Source organism: Pseudomonas sp. 43(2021) (genome assembly GCF_017490805.1).
Classification (GTDB): Bacteria; Pseudomonadota; Gammaproteobacteria; order Pseudomonadales; family Pseudomonadaceae; genus Aquipseudomonas.
Genome location: NZ_JAFGYJ010000003.1, coordinates 32,979 through 50,115 on the forward strand (window position 1 = coordinate 32,979; position 17,137 = coordinate 50,115).

At 63.0% G+C, this 17,137-nt stretch carries 17 protein-coding genes and 1 tRNA gene; 8 read left to right on the forward strand and 10 right to left on the reverse strand.

Annotation, left to right across the window (positions count from 1 at the left end):
• Positions 1-367: 367 nt before the first annotated feature.
• Positions 368-1,810 (forward strand): magnesium transporter, encoded by a 1,443-nt coding sequence (mgtE, locus tag J5M71_RS03150; protein WP_025340118.1) that lies wholly within the window; start codon positions 368-370, stop codon positions 1,808-1,810.
• 223 nt (positions 1,811-2,033) lie between these two features.
• Here mgtE and J5M71_RS03155 read toward each other — a convergent pair whose 3' ends face one another.
• Positions 2,034-2,360, reverse strand: coding sequence for an Arc family DNA-binding protein (locus J5M71_RS03155; protein WP_003254499.1), 327 nt, complete (start codon positions 2,358-2,360; stop codon positions 2,034-2,036).
• A gap of 69 nt (positions 2,361-2,429) precedes the next feature.
• On the opposite strand from J5M71_RS03155, the gene J5M71_RS03160 reads away from it, so the two are divergent.
• From J5M71_RS03160 to J5M71_RS03170, 3 genes are all read left to right on the forward strand, one after another.
• Positions 2,430-2,717 (forward strand): hypothetical protein, encoded by a 288-nt coding sequence (locus J5M71_RS03160; RefSeq protein ID WP_207830141.1) that lies wholly within the window; start codon positions 2,430-2,432, stop codon positions 2,715-2,717.
• A complete protein-coding gene (gene phnN / locus J5M71_RS03165; protein WP_207829583.1) occupies positions 2,707-3,300 on the forward strand; it encodes a phosphonate metabolism protein/1,5-bisphosphokinase (PRPP-forming) PhnN in 594 nt (197 codons plus the stop codon). Before J5M71_RS03160 ends, phnN begins: the two co-directional genes overlap by 11 nt.
• Positions 3,301-3,411: 111 nt before the next feature.
• A tRNA-Arg gene (locus J5M71_RS03170) sits at positions 3,412-3,488 on the forward strand.
• Between the two features lie 17 nt (positions 3,489-3,505).
• On the opposite strand, the gene J5M71_RS03175 is transcribed toward J5M71_RS03170, so the two are convergent.
• From J5M71_RS03175 to J5M71_RS03185, 3 genes are all read right to left on the reverse strand, one after another.
• Positions 3,506-3,832 carry an AzlD domain-containing protein gene (locus tag J5M71_RS03175; protein WP_207829587.1) on the reverse strand — a complete coding sequence of 109 codons (327 nt, stop codon included), beginning with the start codon at positions 3,830-3,832 and terminating at the stop codon, positions 3,506-3,508.
• Entirely contained in the window at positions 3,829-4,563 is a 735-nt protein-coding gene (locus tag J5M71_RS03180) for an AzlC family ABC transporter permease (RefSeq protein WP_207829589.1), read from the reverse strand. Before J5M71_RS03180 ends, J5M71_RS03175 begins: the two co-directional genes overlap by 4 nt.
• A 335-nt stretch (positions 4,564-4,898) precedes the next feature.
• Positions 4,899-5,432, reverse strand: a complete 534-nt coding sequence (locus tag J5M71_RS03185; protein WP_063912875.1) for a hypothetical protein — start codon at positions 5,430-5,432, stop codon at positions 4,899-4,901.
• Between the two features lie 215 nt (positions 5,433-5,647).
• Here J5M71_RS03185 and J5M71_RS03190 point away from each other — a divergent pair, with 215 nt between their 5' ends.
• Positions 5,648-6,646, forward strand: coding sequence for a diguanylate cyclase (locus tag J5M71_RS03190; protein ID WP_207829596.1), 999 nt, complete (start codon positions 5,648-5,650; stop codon positions 6,644-6,646).
• 184 nt (positions 6,647-6,830) lie between these two features.
• Here J5M71_RS03190 and lpdA read toward each other — a convergent pair whose 3' ends face one another.
• The 4 genes from lpdA to J5M71_RS03210 are packed head-to-tail and all read right to left on the reverse strand — an operon-like array spanning position 6,831 to position 11,777.
• Positions 6,831-8,210: a dihydrolipoyl dehydrogenase gene (lpdA, locus tag J5M71_RS03195; RefSeq protein WP_063912873.1), complete on the reverse strand. Its 1,380-nt coding sequence runs from the start codon at positions 8,208-8,210 to the stop codon at positions 6,831-6,833.
• A gap of 2 nt (positions 8,211-8,212) precedes the next feature.
• Positions 8,213-9,484 carry a dihydrolipoamide acetyltransferase family protein gene (locus tag J5M71_RS03200; protein WP_207829599.1) on the reverse strand — a complete coding sequence of 424 codons (1,272 nt, stop codon included), beginning with the start codon at positions 9,482-9,484 and terminating at the stop codon, positions 8,213-8,215.
• Positions 9,485-10,543: an alpha-ketoacid dehydrogenase subunit beta gene (locus J5M71_RS03205; protein WP_013973637.1), complete on the reverse strand. Its 1,059-nt coding sequence runs from the start codon at positions 10,541-10,543 to the stop codon at positions 9,485-9,487. It abuts the gene before it with no gap.
• 1 nt (position 10,544) lies between these two features.
• Positions 10,545-11,777: a 3-methyl-2-oxobutanoate dehydrogenase (2-methylpropanoyl-transferring) subunit alpha gene (locus tag J5M71_RS03210; protein WP_207829602.1), complete on the reverse strand. Its 1,233-nt coding sequence runs from the start codon at positions 11,775-11,777 to the stop codon at positions 10,545-10,547.
• 198 nt (positions 11,778-11,975) lie between these two features.
• On the opposite strand from J5M71_RS03210, the gene bkdR reads away from it, so the two are divergent.
• From bkdR to J5M71_RS03225, 3 genes are all read left to right on the forward strand, one after another.
• Positions 11,976-12,461, forward strand: a complete 486-nt coding sequence (bkdR, locus tag J5M71_RS03215) for a Bkd operon transcriptional regulator BkdR (protein ID WP_012273540.1) — start codon at positions 11,976-11,978, stop codon at positions 12,459-12,461.
• Positions 12,462-12,734: 273 nt separating this feature from the next.
• Positions 12,735-13,976: a glutamine synthetase family protein gene (locus tag J5M71_RS03220; protein WP_207830133.1), complete on the forward strand. Its 1,242-nt coding sequence runs from the start codon at positions 12,735-12,737 to the stop codon at positions 13,974-13,976.
• 126 nt (positions 13,977-14,102) lie between these two features.
• Complete coding sequence (locus J5M71_RS03225) at positions 14,103-15,443, forward strand: MFS transporter (RefSeq protein ID WP_063912867.1); 1,341 nt, start codon at positions 14,103-14,105, stop codon at positions 15,441-15,443.
• 200 nt (positions 15,444-15,643) lie between these two features.
• On the opposite strand, the gene J5M71_RS03230 is transcribed toward J5M71_RS03225, so the two are convergent.
• Both J5M71_RS03230 and J5M71_RS03235 read right to left on the reverse strand, forming a co-directional pair.
• Positions 15,644-16,216, reverse strand: coding sequence for a hypothetical protein (locus tag J5M71_RS03230; protein ID WP_207829605.1), 573 nt, complete (start codon positions 16,214-16,216; stop codon positions 15,644-15,646).
• A gap of 149 nt (positions 16,217-16,365) precedes the next feature.
• Complete coding sequence (locus tag J5M71_RS03235; RefSeq protein WP_207829625.1) at positions 16,366-17,109, reverse strand: flagellar brake protein; 744 nt, start codon at positions 17,107-17,109, stop codon at positions 16,366-16,368.
• Positions 17,110-17,137: the final 28 nt, after the last annotated feature.

Consider the following 17,137-nt stretch of genomic DNA (forward strand, 5'->3'; position numbering starts at 1 on the left):
TGATGTCGATCTAAGCTCTTCTGTAGATTGAGCATGTGCCTTTGGGGGCTGCAAAGCAGCCCCAAGATCGATCAGGCACCGCATACACATCCAGGCACACAACAAATGTAACTTGACCGCCAGACCCGCCGTCGCACTGATAGCTTCGAGCGTTGTCCCAGCTTTATCACGCAAACGATTGTTCTGGCCAAAATTTTAAGCGATCTGACAGCTCTAGCAGTGTATGATTGCGCCCGTCAGCCCCGCCGGGGCTTGTGGAAAACCACCATGGACTTACCCAGTAGTTACTCGCTAACAAGATTCATACAGAAAGATCTGACCGATTGATTCTCCCGGCGTGCTCCGCTGCTGGGAGTGGAGTTCGCCTATGACTGAAGTAGAAGTAAAAAAAGCGCAGGAAAGCCTGCAGGACCGCCTGGCCCAGGTGGTCGAACTGCTGCAACGCCAGCGCGTGGTCGAAGACCTGACCCACCGTCAGGAGGGCGCCCACAACGACCTGGTGGAAAACCTGGTCCACCGCCAGAACCTCGTCGAGCTGCAGCGCAAACTCGATGACCTGCACCCCGCCGACATCGCCTACATCCTCGAAGCCTTGCCCCTGGAAGACCGCCTGACGGTCTGGCAGCTGGTGCGCTCGGATCGCGACGGCGACATCCTGCTGGAAGTGTCCGACGCCGTGCGGCAATCGCTGATCGCCGACATGGACGATCACGAGCTGCTCGCCGCCGCCAAGGAAATGGACGCCGACGAGCTGGCCGACCTGGCGCCTGAGCTGCCGCGTGACGTTGTTCACGAGCTGATGGAAACCCTCGATGCCCAGCAACGCGAGCGCGTGCGTTCGGCGCTGAGCTACGACGAGGAGCAGGTCGGTGCGCTGATGGACTTCGAGATGGTCACCATCCGCGAAGACGTCAGCCTGGAAGTGGTGTTGCGCTACCTGCGCCGCCTGAAAGAGCTGCCGAACCACACCGACAAACTGTTCGTGGTCGACTATGACGGCATCCTCAAGGGCGTATTGCCGATCAAGCGCCTGCTGGTCAACGACCCGGAGAAGAAGGTGGCGGAGGTCATGGCGACCGACCCGGTCTCCTTCCACCCCGAGGAAGATGCCTATGATGCGGCGCAGGCCTTCGAGCGTTATGACCTGGTGTCAGCGCCGGTTGTGGACAAGAACGAACGCCTGATCGGCCGCTTGACCATCGACGAAATGGTCGACCTGATTCGTGAAGAAAGCGAAAGCGAAGTGCTGAACATGGCCGGTTTGCGCGAGGAGGAAGATATCTTCGCCTCGGTCTGGCGTTCGCTGCGCAACCGCTGGGCCTGGCTGGCCATCAACCTGATTACCGCTTTCGTTGCGTCGCGAGTGATCGGCCTGTTCGAAGGTTCGATCGAGAAGCTGGTGGCCCTGGCCGCGTTGATGCCGATCGTGGCGGGTATTGGTGGCAACTCCGGCAACCAGACCATCACCATGATCGTGCGTGCCATGGCGCTGGACCAGGTGTCGCCGGGCAACACCAGCCGCCTGATGCGCAAGGAGCTGGCGGTATCGCTGCTCAACGGCCTGATCTGGGGTGGGGTGATCGGTGCGGTGGCATTCTGGCTGTATGGCAGCTGGTCGTTGGGCCTGGTGATGACCGCGGCGATGACCTTGAACCTGCTGTTGGCAGCCTTGATGGGGGTGTTGATCCCGATGACGCTGACTCGTCTGGGGCGCGACCCGGCGATGGGGTCGAGTGTGATGATTACTGCCGTTACCGACAGCGGTGGCTTCTTCATCTTCCTCGGCCTGGCCACACTGTTCCTGCTGTAACCGATTAACTTCCAGACGCTGATGAGGTCTCTGTGGGAGCGGCCTTGTGTCGCGAAAGGGCTGCGAAGCAGCCCCGGATTTGTGCGGCGCTGCTGACATCGTGGGGCCGCTCTGCGGCCCTTTCGCGACACAAGGCCGCTCCCACGGAGATAGTGATCCCACAGCCGTGGTGAGCCCACAAAAAAGCCAGCTTACGCTGGCTTTTTCATGTTCGCTGCAAACCTCAGGAGGCGTCGGCGGCCATTTCCACATCGTGAGCGATGAGGGCAACCAGCGCGTTCTGCTGGCGGTGGGACAGTTGGCGGAAGCGTTGCAGCAACTCGCGTTCATGCAGGGACAGTTCGGGGCTGTCCAGACGCATGCTCAGCTCGTCACCCAACGCACCTTCCTGGATGAGGCTCTGTTCCAGGCGCGCGATGATCTCGGAGTTCATGCTGCGGTGATGGTTGCGCGCTACCTCGGCAATGCGCTCACGCATTCCGTCTGGCAGGCGGACGACGAACTTGTCAGCGGTGCGGCTCGAATAAATAGCCTGTTTCATTGGGCGCATATAAATTGACCGGATTTTGGTTCAGGGGAAGCGGTTCTCAAATTGGCCGCACGGGGTGGTAGTACGACCGTGACGACGACAAAATGTTCAACCGTCGGTGAAAAATGGATGCTCATCTTGCCTCATGGTCGCCGTTTCCTTGGCGTCAATTCTGTGACAAATAGTGAGCCGGATAAAGGCTTTATGCCAGTACCAATTATCAGAAATGAGTACTGGTTTGAAAAGTTTTACATGCGCCGGCTTGCCAAACTGTCAGACTTTTGCCGTCAAAAACTGGTAAAACGCAGCAAAAGGCCTGGAAAACCCCTAGAATGCGCCGGTTTCCCTTTCATAGAGCATAGTGGCTATGCAACATGACGCAAGCGACCGCCAAACAGGGACAGGCCGGTTGATATTTCTTATAGGACCGTCGGGGTCAGGGAAAGATTCCCTGATCGACGCTTCACGTGAGCGACTGGCCGCCGCCGGGGTGGAAGTCGCCCGTCGCGTTATTACCCGTTCGGCCGAAGCCAAGGGCGAAGCCGCCCATGGGGTCACGCCCGAGCAGTTCGAAACACTGCGCGCGCAGGGGGCGTTCGCCATGCATTGGCGGGCCAATGGCCTGGATTACGGTATTCCGCAACAGGTGGACCAGTGGTTGGCGGCGGGCAGGGCGGTACTGGTGAATGGTTCGCGGGCGTACCTGGCCGAGGCGCGCCAGCGTTACCCGAACCTGTTGGCAGTGCTGGTCGAGGTCAGGGCCGAGGTGCTGCGCGAGCGCTTGCTGGCCCGCGGCCGGGAAAGCGCAGAGGAAGTCGAGCAGCGCCTGGCACGTAATGACCGTTTGCAGGCGCTGGCCGATCCGTCGGTGCATGTGCTGGACAACTCCACCACCCTGGAAGCAGCGGTCGCGGCATTGTTCGCGCTGCTGCGTGATGAAGGTGTGTTGCCGCAGGTGTAGCATTGGCAGAAAAGGATTACGCGAAAAAGCCCGGTTGAGGCATGACAAATGCCAGCATGCTGGTTAACATGCTGGCCGTCCCGCTGTGCAGCGCTCGCTGTCGGCACTTGCGTCTCAGTAGCTCAATTGGATAGAGCATCCCCCTCCTAAGGGGAAGGTTGCAGGTTCAATTCCTGCCTGGGACGCCATTTCTCATCGCGTCTTCCTAGCCCCCCAAGTGCTTCAAAGCCCACAGCGCTCCCATGCCCACGATCAGCGTCAGCATCGTGCTGCGCGTACGCCACGCTACCAGCGCGGCCAGTATCGCTGCGGGTATCTGCGGGTTCATCCAGTCGAACCCCGCCAGCCGGTCAGGGAACACCACGGCCGGCAGTACCAATGCCGCCAGTACGCTGGCCGGCACATACGCCAGGGCACGGCGAAACAGTGGGGGGATGCGCAGCACCGTGTGCAGCTCGATGAACGACAGGCGGATGGCGAAGGTGCCCAGGCCGATCAGCATGAAGGTTATCCACTGGGTCATTTCGCTCATGATGCTTCCTGCTCGGTGTTGGCTTCAGGCCCGGTTTGCTGTTTTTGCCAGCTTTCGATGGCCAGCCCGGCAATGATGCCGCCCAGCGCGCCGGTCAGCAGGCCCAGGTTGTAGGGCAGATTGGCTGCCAGTACCGCCAGCACGCCCCCGGTAAGCGCCGCACCGAGGGTGGCAGCGTTACGAATACCAGGTATCAGCAATGCCAGGAACGACAACGGGATGGCGAAGCCCAGCGACCAGTCTTCAGGAATGCTCGCGCCCAGGTACATGCCCGCCAACACCGAGAGGTTCCAGCCGAAGAACATGGTGATTGCCGTACCGGCATAGTAGGGGTAGGCATACTGCCCCAGCCCACCCGAGCCCATCTTCAGTGTGCACAGGGCAAAGGACTGGTCTGACAGCATGTACGCCATGGGCCATTTGCGGTGACGTGGCAGCTGGCCCAGGTGCGGCGCAAGGCTGGCGCTGTACATCAGAAAGCGCAGGTTGATCACCAACGCGGTGACCACCATGGTCACCGGCAGGGCGGCGCTTTGCATCAACTGCATCACCACCATCTGCGCCGAACCGGAGTAGAACAGCAGGGTCATGCCGATGGCATCGGCCGGCGACAGGCCCATGCCGATCGCCGTGACCCCGGTGATCAGGCCGAAGGGCACGATGCCGGAGGTCAACGGCAGGGCGCTGTGGGCCCCCTGCCTGAACGCTTGGGTCCCGCTTGGATACGGCATTTGAGTTCCTTGAATGTACAGACGGTGCAACGGCGCTACCCCCCACGTTAATGCGTGTGAAAGTTGGACACAACGCTGCCAGGTGGCCGCTGTGGAAGAGGCGTCGTTGCAGTTGGCTTGAGCGCCCTCAAGCCCTGTGCAGTATCTGTGGGAGATGGCCCAGCCCTTTGGGCTGCGCTGTCGCGTAGATAACTGAAATTGCACGCAATCCGCGTACCCTGTGGGAGCGGCTAAAGCCGCTCCCACAACGCCCCTGCCATTCAATGAGTCATGTGCAGTTCAATGAGCGGGCGTGCCCGCGAACACCGGCGAAGCCGGTGCCATTCATCGCGGCGTCAGGCTTGAACTGTGCGCGCTGCCAGGTCCTGCTCATCCTCGGCGGTTTCCCGCGGGGCGGCCTGGGCGTTGATCTTCGCCTGAGTCTTTATCTCCACGTCTTCCTGCATGCGTTGGGCAAGCTGCTGGTCGATCTTTTTCCTCTGTTCGGGCGGCAAGGCGTTGTACTCGTCCTCGGTCAGGCCCAACTCACGCAACAGCTTCTCCTTGATCAACTCGCCCGGCGTCTTTTCCATGTAGTCGTGAAAGGCCTGGCGGGCGCTGCTGGTTTCTGTGGTCGCCACGTTACCCTGCTGGCTGGCGGCTGCCTCGGGGTTCTGCAGCTGTACCTTGAGCTTGGCAAAGGCTTCCTCGCGGGCGTCCTCGGCATCCTGCTGCGCAGTATTGCCCTGGCTGTTCTGTTGCGCCGTGGCATTGCCGGCGGCCACCGGCGGGCGGAACTGCGGTACATCGGCCAGGGTTTGCTCGTTGCTGGTGCGTTGTTGCTGATGCACTGTGGCCTGCCAGCCGAGGCCGGTGATGGCAATCGTCATGGGGTCCTCCTTGGAAAAGTGATTGGCAGGGTGGCGTGGCAAATGCCATGCCAGTCGTCAACACCGCGAAAACAGGGCGGTGGGGTATTCCGATGGCACCACGCTGGGCATATGCTTGCCCGTCAGAGGCATGACCTTGCCGCCTGCGGCAATGACCACCACTGTCGGCAGCCCCTTGATCGGAGCGCAGTTGCTGGGCATCAGGGAGAGCATCCATGAGTCAGGAAACCCGGCCGGTACCCGCCGGCTTCAGTGAGCAGCAGTTGCATACGCTGTTCGATTTGATCAGCGATGGTATCTGGGACTGGAATGCCAATACCGGCTACGTCTATCGCAACCCGGGCTGGTACGCCATGCTCGGCTACCCCAGCCACTCCATGGCCAACTCGGTGCTTACCTGGGAAAGCGTGATCCACCCGGAGGACTACCCGCGGGTAATGGCGCATTTCGAGGCGTACATCAATCAGCGCAATGAGCACTACCTGATCGAATACCGCTGTCGTTGCCACGATGGCAGCTACCTGTGGATCGAGGACAGCGGCTACATCATCGGCCATAACGAGGACGGCTCGGTGGCGCGCATGCTCGGTGCCCACCGCAATATCGACGCCAACAAGCGCCTGGTGGCGCAGCTGGAACAGAGAAACCAGTCCCTGGAAAGCCAGGTGGCCGAGCGCACCCGCGAGCTGTCCTGGGTGAACCAGCAGTTGCAGCGGCAACTGGACGAAAACCGCGAGCTGGCCGAGCGCGATGCATTGACCCGCACTGCCAACCGCTATCGGTTGGAGAAGGCGCTGCAGCTGGAGTGCGAGCGTGCCCAGCGCTTCCGCCAGCCGTTGTCGCTGATAGCCATGGACCTGGACGACTTCAAACCGATCAACGACCGCTATGGCCATGCCCGTGGCGATGCGGCGCTGGTACGGGTGGTCGACAACCTGCATACCTGCCTGCGTGAGCTGGACCTGCTGGCGCGCTGGGGTGGTGACGAGTTCATCATCGTACTGCCGCAGACCTCGCTGGGTGAGGCGCTGGAGGTGGCAGCGCGCTTGCGCCAGGCGATGGCGCAGGTGGAGCCGGTGGGCGACTGCCGGTTGACCATGAGCTATGGCGTGGTGCAATGGGAGGAAGGGGAGGACCGGCATGCGCTGCTGGCGCGTGCCGACAAGGCGCTGTACCGGGCCAAGGGGAACGGCAAGAACGCGATAGCCCAATAGATCGCGATCATTGTGGGAGCGGGCGCGCCCGCGAACACCGTGTTGGGGGCTTCGCGGGCATGCCCGCTCCCACAGAGACCGCGGTGGTTTCAGGTTTTGTGTTGGACCGCCGTAAGGGCTGAATGAAAAAAGACCCGCGGCGCCTTGGGCGCAGCGGGCCAAATCGGCCTCGGCCGCTTCAGTGTCAGATATGCAGGGCGTGCCCAAGGGCGCGCAGTGCTGCTTCCTGTACCGCTTCACCCAGTGTCGGGTGGGCATGGATGGTGCCGGCCACATCCTCCAGGCAGGCGCCCATCTCCAGCGACTGGGCAAACGCCGTCGACAACTCGGAAACCGCTACGCCAACCGCCTGCCAACCCAGGATCAGGTGGTTGTCACGGCGCGCCACCACTCGCACGAAACCGCTTTTCGATTCCAGGCTCATGGCCCGGCCATTGGCGGCGAACGGGAACTGCGCGACGATGCAGTCCAGCCCTTGCTGGCTGGCTTGCTCCGGGGTCTTGCCGACCACTACCACTTCCGGGTCGGTGAAACACACCGCGGCAATTGCGCTGGGTTCGAAACGGCGTGCCTTGCCGGCGATGATCTCCGCGACCATTTCGCCCTGGGCCATGGCCCGGTGCGCCAGCATCGGTTCACCGGCCACGTCGCCGATGGCCCAGACGTTGCGCATGCTGGTCTGGCAGCGCTCGTCGATGGCGACGGCAGCGCCGTTCATCTTCAGGTCCAGGCACTCCAGGTTGAAACCTTGTGTGCGCGGCCGGCGGCCAACGGCCACCAGTACCTGGTCGGCTTCCAGGCGCAGTTGCCCGCCCTGGCCATCACGGGCCAGCAGGTAGCCGCCTTCGTAACCCTCGACGCTATGGCCCAGGTGCAGGGCGATACCCAGCTTCTTCAGCGATTCGGCCACCGGGGCGGTCAGCTCGCTGTCGTAGGTCGGCAGGATGCGCTCGCGCGCTTCCACCACGCTGACCCGCGCACCCAGCTTGCGGTAGGCGATGCCCAGCTCCAGGCCGATATAGCCGCCGCCCACCACCACCAGGTGCTGCGGCAGGGCTTTCGGCGCCAGGGCTTCGGTCGAGGAAATGATCGGCCCGCCCAGGGGCAGCATCGGCAGTTCGACACTGCTGGAGCCAGTGGCCAGCAACAGGTGCTCGCACTGGATACGCTGGCCATCGACCTCGACCTGCTTGCCGTCGAGCACCTTCGCCCAGCCATGGATCACCTTGACCCCGTGCTTTTTCAGCAGGGCGGCAACGCCAGTGGTCAGGCGGTCGACGATGCCGTCCTTCCAGGCCACGCTCTGGCCGATGTCCAGGCGCGGCGAAGCGACGCTGATGCCCAGCTCCGACGGCCCGGCAAAGCGCGAGGTCTGGTGAAACTGCTCGGCCACGTGGATCAGCGCCTTGGACGGGATGCAGCCGATGTTCAGGCAGGTACCGCCCAGTGCCTGGCCTTCCACCAGCACGGTGGGGATGCCCAGTTGTCCGGCGCGGATGGCAGCCACGTAGCCGCCAGGGCCGCCGCCGATGATCAACAGGGTAGTCTGGATAGTCTGTTGCATGCTCACTCCACGAACAGGCAGGCGGGTTGTTCGAGCAGGCCGCGCACGGCCTGGATGAACAGCGCGGCGTCCATGCCATCGACCACGCGGTGGTCGAACGAGCTGGACAGGTTCATCATCTTGCGCACCACGATCTGGCCGTCGATCACCACAGGCCGCTCGACCATGCGGTTGACGCCGACGATCGCCACTTCCGGGGTGTTGACCACCGGCGTGCTGACGATACCGCCCAGGGCACCCAGGCTGGTCAGGGTGATGGTCGAACCGGACAGCTCATCGCGGTTGGCCTTGTTGTTGCGGGCAGCGTTGGCCAGGCGGGCGATTTCGCCAGCATTGCTCCACAGGCTGCCTGCTTCGGCATGGCGCAGCACCGGCACCATCAGGCCGTTGTCACCTTGGGTGGCGATGCCCACATGCACCGCGCCATGGCGGGTGATGACCTGGGCTTCGTCGTCATAGGTGGCGTTGATCTGCGGGAAGTCGCGTAGCGCCACGACCAGGGCGCGCACCAGGAACGGCAGCAGGGTCAGCTTGCCGCGGCTGTCGCCGTGCTTGCTGTTGAGTTGCTGGCGCAGGGCCTCCAGCGCGGTGACGTCGATTTCTTCCACATAGCTGAAGTGCGCGACCCGGCGCTTGGCGTCCTGCATGCGCTGGGCGATCTTGCGGCGCAGGCCGATCACCGGCACCTGCTCGCTGTCGGTGCGCTTGGCATAGCCACTCGATGCTTGCCCGCCAGCGCTCTGCGGCTTGCTCATGAAGGCGTCGAGGTCTTCGTGGAGGATACGCCCGGCCGGGCCGCTACCATGCACGTAACGCAGTTCGATACCGGCATCCAGGGCGCGTTTGCGAACCGCCGGCGAGGCCAGCGGTTTGTCGCCCGGCTGGCGCGGCACGATCGGGGCTGCCTCGTGATTGACAGGCGCCTGGCACGCAGCCGGTCTGGCTTCCTTCTGCGGCTCTGGCTTGGTGGCCGCCGGGGCGGCAGGGGCTTCCACCTGCTTGGCTTGCGGCACATCCACGTGGTTGCCGCTGCCTTCCACTTCGATACGGATCAGCTCGCTGCCGACCGCCATCACTTCACCCGGCTGGCCACCCAGGGCCAGCACCTTGCCGCTGACCGGCGAAGGGATTTCCACGGTGGCCTTGTCGGTCATGACATCGGCCACCACCTGGTCTTCGGCGATCATGTCGCCGACCTTGACGAACCACTCGACCAACTCGACCTGCGCGATGCCTTCGCCAATGTCCGGCATCTTGATGACGTGCGTGCCCATTCAGACCTCCATGACCTTTTTCAATGCCGCACCTACCCGCGAAGGCCCTGGGAAGTAAGCCCATTCCTGTGCGTGAGGGTAGGGGGTGTCCCAGCCGGTGACGCGCTCGATCGGCGCCTCCAGGTGGTGGAAGCAGTGTTCCTGCACCAGTGACACCAGTTCGGCGCCGAAGCCGCAGGTACGGGTGGCTTCGTGTACCACCACGCAGCGGCCGGTCTTTTTCACCGACTCGACGATGGTGTCCAGGTCTAGCGGCCATAGGCTGCGCAGGTCGATCACTTCGGCGTCGACACCGGTTTCTTCGGCAGCCACCTGGGCCACGTACACCGTGGTGCCGTAGGTCAGCACGGTGACGTCATTGCCGGGGCGGGTAATGGCTGCCTTGTCCAGCGGCACGCTGTAGTAGCCATCGGGCACGGCGCTTTGCGGGTGCTTCGACCAGGGGGTGACAGGGCGGTCGTGGTGGCCGTCGAACGGGCCGTTGTACAGGCGCTTGGGTTCGAGGAAGATCACCGGGTCATCGCATTCGATCGAGGCGATCAGCAGGCCCTTGGCGTCATACGGGTTGGACGGCATGACAGTGCGCAGGCCGCACACCTGGGTGAACATCGCTTCCGGGCTCTGGCTGTGAGTCTGGCCGCCATAGATCCCGCCGCCGCAGGGCATGCGCAGGGTCAGCGGGGCGATGAATTCGCCGGCCGAACGGTAACGCAGGCGCGCCATCTCGGAAACGATCTGGTCGGAGGCCGGGTAGAAGTAGTCGGCAAACTGGATTTCCACCACCGGGCGCAGGCCGTAGGCCCCCATGCCCACGGCGGTGCCGACGATGCCGCTCTCGGAGATCGGCGCGTCGAACACGCGAGACTTGCCGTACTTGTTCTGCAGGCCTTCGGTGCAGCGGAACACGCCGCCAAAGTAACCGACGTCCTGGCCGTAGATCACCACATTGTCGTCGCGCTCGAGCATGACATCCATGGCCGAGCGCAGGGCCTGGATCATGGTCATGGTAGTGGTGGCCATGGCGGTTTCCGGGTTGATGCTGTTGTTGTGGTCGTTCATCTCAAACCCCCAGTTCCTGGCGTTGACGGCGCAGGTGGTCAGGCATTTCCTTGTACACGTCCTCGAACATCGAGGCGGCACTCGGGATGTGACCGTTGGCCAGGGTGCCGTACTGCTCGGCTTCCTTCTGCGCGGCGATCACCGCGGCTTCGAGCTCGGCAGTGGCGGCCTGGTGTTCTTCTTCGGACCAGTGGCCGATCTTGATCAGGTGCTGCTTCAGGCGGGCGATCGGGTCGCCCAGCGGGAAGTGGCTCCAGTCATCGGCCGGGCGGTACTTGGACGGGTCGTCCGAGGTCGAGTGCGGGCCGGCACGGTAGGTGACCCACTCGATCAGGCATGGGCCCAGGCCGCGACGGGCGCGTTCGGCGGCCCAGCGCGAGGCCGCGTACACAGCGACGAAGTCGTTGCCGTCAACCCGCAGCGAGGCGATGCCGCAACCCACGCCACGGCCGGCGAAGGTGGTCGACTCGCCACCGGCGATGGCCTGGAAGGTGGAGATCGCCCACTGGTTGTTGACCACGTTGAGGATCACCGGAGCGCGGTACACGTGGGCGAAGGTGAGGGCGGTGTGGAAGTCCGACTCGGCAGTGGCGCCGTCGCCGATCCACGCGGAGGCGATCTTGGTATCGCCCTTGATCGCCGAGGCCATGGCCCAGCCGACCGCCTGCACGAACTGGGTCGCCAGGTTGCCGCTGATGGTGAAGAAACCGGCCTCGCGCACCGAATACATGATCGGCAGCTGGCGGCCCTTGAGCGGGTCGCGCTCGTTGGACAGCAGCTGGCAGATCATCTCGACCAGCGACACGTCGCGGGCCATCAGGATGCTTTGCTGGCGGTAGGTGGGGAAGCACATGTCGGTGCGGTTCAGCGCCAGGGCCTGGCCGCTGCCGATGGCTTCTTCACCCAGGCTCTGCATGTAGAAGGACATCTTCTTCTGGCGCTGGGCGACCACCATGCGGCTGTCGAAAATCCGCGTCTTGAGCATGGCGCGCATGCCTTGGCGGAGAACTTGCGGGTCGATGTCTTCGGCCCATGGGCCTTGCGCGTTGCCTTGCTCGTCGAGCACGCGGACCAGGCTGTAGGCCAGGTCGGCGGTGTCGGCAGCATCGACGTCGACAGGGGGCTTGCGGGTTTGACCTGCATCGTTCAGGCGCAGGTAGGAGAAATCGGTCTGGCAGCCTGGCCGGCCGGTAGGCTCGGGCACATGCAAACGCAGGGGGGCGTACTCGTTCATGCTTTTTACGCTCGCTCGGGTATTTGTTTTTGTGAGCTCTGAAGCGGCCGCCGCTGAGTACCGGCTTGTGACTGGTAGGTCAGCGTCCCCTACATCTTAGTGGCCCGGCAGGAGAATTTTTCTCTCAAGTTGATTGCCTTTGCCGAGCGGGGCAGATAAACATTCCGTATAAACACAAAAAACCGGTGATTTTGTCTCATGCGCAAACTCGATCGTACCGATATCGGCATTCTCAACAGCCTGCAGGAAAATGCCCGCATCACCAACGCCGAGCTGGCCCGCTCGGTGAACCTGTCACCCACGCCCTGTTTCAACCGGGTGCGGGCCATGGAAGAACTGGGGGTGATCCGCCAGCAGGTGACTTTGCTGTCGCCCGAGGCGTTGGGGCTGGATGTGAACGTGTTCATCCATGTGAGCCTGGAAAAACAGGTGGAGCAGTCGTTGCACCGCTTCGAGGAAGAAATTGCCGAACGGCCCGAGGTGATGGAGTGCTATTTGATGACCGGCGACCCGGATTACCTGCTGCGGGTGTTGTTGCCGAGCATCCAGGCGCTGGAGCGTTTTCTCGACTACCTGACGCGGTTGCCGGGGGTGGCCAACATACGTTCGAGTTTTGCCCTCAAACAGGTTCGCTACAAGACCGCCTTGCCACTGCCGGCCAATGGCATGACCTTGCGGGAATAGCCGTCTCCTGTGCCGGCCTCTTCGCGGGCTCGCCCGCTCCCACAACGGTACCACTGCCCTCAAGGCCAGCGCGGTCCCTGTAGGAGCGGGCATGCCCGCGAAGAGAGCCACGCGGTATCGAGAGTGCTGCTTGATATTTTAAACACCCCCAGCCTATGTTGTTGTCAGCCGACCACAACAAGGACAAGCGTCATGAACACCGGGCACCTGCAGGGCATCGATGAAATCGAATGCGTCACTCCCGACCTCAACGGCGTCCCGCGCGGCAAGGTGATGACCGCCGAAGGCTTCCGCGAAGGCCGCCGCCTGCAGATGGCCCGGGGTGTGCTGCTGCAATGCATCATGGGCGGCTACCCGCCGGCTAAGTTCTACGGCAGCGACGACGGCGACCTGGCGCTGGTGCCTGACTCCGGCCAGGTCCACCGCCTGCCCTGGAGCGACGACGGCCGTGCCCTGGCGATCTGCGATGCCAACGAACTGGATGGCCGGCCTTCGGCATTGTCCACCCGGGGGCAGCTCAAAGCCGTGATCGCCCGCTATGCGGCGCTGGGCCTGGCGCCAGTGGTGGCGACCGAGTTGGAGTTCTTTGTCTTTGCTCCGAATACCGACCCGCAACAGCCATTCCAGCCGCCCGTGGGCATCGACGGCCGCCGCGAGCTGGGCCATTCGGCGTTCAGTGTCAGTTCCAACAACGGCCTGCGCCCGTTCTTCAAGGAGGTGTATCGGTGCATGGCCGCGCTCGGCTTGCCGCGCGACACCTTCATGCACGAAATGGGCACCAGCCAGTTCGAGATCAATCTGCTGCACGGCGACCCGTTGCTGCTGGCCGACCAGACCTTGCTGTTCAAGCACCTGCTCAAGGAAGTGGCGCTCAAGCACGGCCTGACCGTGGTGTGCATGGCCAAACCGCTGGCACGCACGCCCGGCAGCTCCATGCACATTCACCAGAGCCTGGTGGAGGTGGGCAGCGGGCGTAATGTGTTCAGCGATGAGCAAGGTTTGCCGACCGAGACCTTCCACCATTTCATTGGCGGCCTGCAGGCGTGCATGGCCGACTTCACTGCGCTGTTCGCGCCCAATGTCAACTCCTACCAGCGGCTGTGCCACCCCTATGCCTCGCCGAACAATGCCTGCTGGTCCGAGGACAACCGTGCCGCAGGCCTGCGCATCCCGGCCAGCGCACCGGTGGCGCGGCGGGTCGAGAACCGCCTGCCCGGCGCCGACGCCAACCCGTACCTGGCCATCGCGGCCAGCCTGGCCGCCGGGCTGCACGGCATCGAGCAGCGCCTGCAGCCGTCGCCGGCCATCCAGGGTGAGTTCGAAGTGCCGGAGCACCTGAGCCTGCCGTGCACCCTGCATGCCGCACTGGAGCGGTTAAAGCGTAGCGCGCTGGCGCGGGAGCTGTTCGGCAGCGAGTTCATCGACGGCTATGTCGCCAGCAAGACCCTGGAGCTGAGTGATTTCTTCGACGAGATCACGCCGTGGGAGCGTCGGGTACTGGCGGCACAGGCCTGATCGCGACACGACCGACACCGGATACGCCCCCGCTGCACCAAATCGCAAGCGGGGGCCTGCGCCGGGCGTTTTTTCCCCTTATGCTTCTAGCACCCCGCCACCTGAACAGGGAGCTTTACGGGACCTATGCGAAATATATGGAAGCCGTTTCAGTCGTTGTATTTCGCCGCGCTGATGATGTTGATCGGCTCGGGCCTGCTCAGTACCTACCTGGCCCTGCGCCTGGCTGCCGACCATGTCGACAGCCTGTGGGTAGGTGCGTTGATGGCAGCCAACTACTTTGGCCTGGCGGTCGGCGGCAAGGTAGGCCACCGGTTGATTGGCCGGGTCGGGCACATACGCGCCTATGCCACCTGCGCCGGTATCGTCGGTGCGGCGGTGCTCGGCCATGGCCTGACCAGCTGGTTGCCGGCCTGGGTCGGGCTGCGGATGATCGTCGGCCTGGGGATGATGTGCCAGTACATGGTCATCGAGAGCTGGCTAAACGAGCAGGCCGATGTGAAGCACCGCGGCGCGGTGTTCAGCGGCTACATGATCGCCTCGTACCTGGGCTTGGTGCTCGGCCAGCTGATTCTGGTGGTGCACCCTCAGCTTGGCCTGGAGCTGCTGATGCTGGTGGCCATGTGTTTCACCCTGTGCCTGGTACCGGTCGCCATGACCCGGCGCATTCACCCGGCGCCGTTGCGCCCGGCACCGATGGAGCCGAAGTTCTTCATCAAGCGCGTGCCGCAGTCGCTCAGCACGGTGCTGGGCTCGGGGCTGATCGTCGGCTCGTTCTATGGCCTGGCGCCGTTGTACGCCGCCGGCCAGGGCATGACTACCGAGCAGGTCGGCCTGTTCATGGGTAGCTGCATTTTTGCCGGCCTGCTGGTGCAGTGGCCGCTGGGCTGGTTGTCCGACCGCTACGACCGGGCAGTGCTGATCCGCAGCGTGGCGGTAGGTCTGGCGCTGGCCTCGGCGCCGCTGGCGATACTGCCCAGCGTGCCGCTGGAGTTGCTGTTCGGCATAGGCTTTGTGATTTCGTTGCTGCAGTTCTGCCTGTACCCGCTGGCGGTGGCGTTTTCCAACGACCATGTGGAAAGCGAGCGACGGGTGTCGCTGACCGCGATGCTGCTGGTGACCTACGGCGTCGGCGCGTGCATCGGGCCGCTGGCCGCAGGCGTGCTGATGAAGGTGCTGGGCCCGCAGATGCTGTATGCCTTCTTCGTGTTCTTTGCCCTGGTGCTGGTGTGGCGCATTCGGCCGAAGGCGGTCACCGGGCTGCACCAGGTGCAGGATGCGCCGTTGGGCCACGTGGCCATGCCGGCGGCCGGTTCGCCGTTGTCGGCGGCGTTGGACCCACGGGTGGATGAGCAGACGGTGCAGGACATGATGCAGGCTCCGGTGGCGGCCGAAGATACCGAGGCGGAAGAGAAGGGGGCTGATAAGGCGCCTGAGCCGGAGGGTGAGGTAAGCAAATCGGTGTAAGCCTGTACCGGCCTCTTCGCGGGTAAACCCGCTCCCACAGGGGGTAACACCAACTCTGGGGGGCAGCGCATTACCTGTGGGAGCGGGTTCACCCGCGAAAGGGCCAGCACAGGAAAAGCACAAATGAAAACGCCACCTTGGCAGGTGGCGTTTTTGCATTCGGCCGACGATCATCGCTCGTTTTTGTCGAACCGCAGCTGTCAGGCGGCGCGGATGTCGCGCAGTTTGAAGCGTATCTTCTTCTTCTGAGCTTCCTTGTTCACGCTCACATAGTTGGCAAATGTAGAACTGACGGTCGCTCTTTTGCCGATTTCACCAGACGGAGAGACGGAGTCGTGCCTGTATGATTCTATCGACATCGCCTGGCCATACCTGTCCAGCAAATGAAACTCCACATTCCCCAAGGTTTTCAAATCGCCGTCCCATTCGCTCAGAGTCCGTATTCGCCAGCGTGGATCCGGGCCACGGGAGTTGGCCGCTGTCACATAATCCACAAGCCTGCCGACGACACCCAGCCCGTAAAGGCCCACCCACCCGGTAGTACTTGTCTGGACCAATGCGCCGGTATAGGCCCAACCCTCTGCAGCGCTGATGTGGTAGGACTTATCCCCGTCATGTTCACCTTGCAGCGTGAACGTAAACCTCATGGGCGAGAATTGGTCATGATTACTCGGGCATAGCCAGCCGTCCAGGCGTGGATTCAGGGTGGAGTCAACGACCCCGATAGTGCCTCGATCGGAACCCAGTTCTGCGGTGAAACTGTTAGCGTTCATGAAGCCTCCTGCTCAAAGGGCACCCGGTAGTGAGTGCGAGCAGGTACGATCGGCGCAGGGCTGTGCTCAAGGCAGCGGGAAGGTTTGCAGCGTGAGGGTAATGCGGTCAAAGGGAATGGGCGTTGCAATGACGCCCATCCACGGCAGGATCAGTAGTCGTCTTTGTCGAACCGCCGCGCTTCACGCTGCAGCTGGTACACAAAGCTCTCGACCTTGCGTTGCGCCTGCCCGGTGAGGTTATGGAAGCGCACGCCGGCAAAGGTGGTATTGATCCGCTCTTCATAGTGCAGGTGGCGCAGCTCGACCATGGTGTCGACCAGGCCCAGCGGGTTGCCCGCCTTGAAACGCTCGTACACCTGGCCCAGTTGCAGGCGATCCTCGACATTGCCTTCGAAGCGCAGTTTGCAGCCGGTGGCGGAGATGTCCAGCAGCTTGCCACGCAGGGCGCCGTTACCCTTGAGGTGGGCGCCATCGAGGATGATATCGACCAGCTGTGACAGCTTCAGCGCGGCGCGGAAGGCGTTGCGGCGCTGGTGGTAGGTCATCTCCTGGGGCATGGCGCCGCGGTAGCAGCGGTGGCCGTCGACTTCACTGATCTTCAACTCCTGGTTGCAGTCCCAGGCGATGCGTACGCCATCGTGGAAGCCTTCGACGCGGAAGTGTTCGCCGTTCTCGATGAATTTCTCACCGTCGCGCGGGATCATCTCGTCCAGCGCCAGGGTGTTGCTTTCACGGTCCACGTGCACCACGTAGCTCTGGAAACGCTGGCTGCGGTCATGGAAGGTGATGATCAGGGGGTCGTGGCTTTCCTGCAGCTGCCGCAAGTTGGCCGCAATCTCCAAAGGGGTGTTCAGCACCTTTGGCGGCTGCGGGGCATCGGATTCATTGAACACGGCTTATCGTTCTCCAGGCAAAAGCGAC

Bases quoted from the DNA above. Each gene is read 5' to 3' on its own strand.
- mgtE (WP_025340118.1), top strand. From the start codon at position 368: ATGACTGAAGTAGAAGTAAAAAAAGCGCAGGAAAGCCTGCAGGACCGC.
- J5M71_RS03155 (WP_003254499.1), bottom strand. From the start codon at position 2,360: ATGCGCCCAATGAAACAGGCTATTTATTCGAGCCGCACCGCTGACAAG.
- phnN (WP_207829583.1), top strand. From the start codon at position 2,707: ATGCAACATGACGCAAGCGACCGCCAAACAGGGACAGGCCGGTTGATA.
- J5M71_RS03175 (WP_207829587.1), bottom strand. From the start codon at position 3,832: ATGAGCGAAATGACCCAGTGGATAACCTTCATGCTGATCGGCCTGGGC.
- J5M71_RS03180 (WP_207829589.1), bottom strand. From the start codon at position 4,563: ATGCCGTATCCAAGCGGGACCCAAGCGTTCAGGCAGGGGGCCCACAGC.
- J5M71_RS03185 (WP_063912875.1), bottom strand. From the start codon at position 5,432: ATGACGATTGCCATCACCGGCCTCGGCTGGCAGGCCACAGTGCATCAG.
- J5M71_RS03190 (WP_207829596.1), top strand. From the start codon at position 5,648: ATGAGTCAGGAAACCCGGCCGGTACCCGCCGGCTTCAGTGAGCAGCAG.
- lpdA (WP_063912873.1), bottom strand. From the start codon at position 8,210: ATGCAACAGACTATCCAGACTACCCTGTTGATCATCGGCGGCGGCCCT.
- J5M71_RS03200 (WP_207829599.1), bottom strand. From the start codon at position 9,484: ATGGGCACGCACGTCATCAAGATGCCGGACATTGGCGAAGGCATCGCG.
- J5M71_RS03205 (WP_013973637.1), bottom strand. From the start codon at position 10,543: ATGAACGACCACAACAACAGCATCAACCCGGAAACCGCCATGGCCACC.
- J5M71_RS03210 (WP_207829602.1), bottom strand. From the start codon at position 11,777: ATGAACGAGTACGCCCCCCTGCGTTTGCATGTGCCCGAGCCTACCGGC.
- bkdR (WP_012273540.1), top strand. From the start codon at position 11,976: ATGCGCAAACTCGATCGTACCGATATCGGCATTCTCAACAGCCTGCAG.
- J5M71_RS03220 (WP_207830133.1), top strand. From the start codon at position 12,735: ATGACCGCCGAAGGCTTCCGCGAAGGCCGCCGCCTGCAGATGGCCCGG.
- J5M71_RS03225 (WP_063912867.1), top strand. From the start codon at position 14,103: ATGCGAAATATATGGAAGCCGTTTCAGTCGTTGTATTTCGCCGCGCTG.
- J5M71_RS03230 (WP_207829605.1), bottom strand. From the start codon at position 16,216: ATGAACGCTAACAGTTTCACCGCAGAACTGGGTTCCGATCGAGGCACT.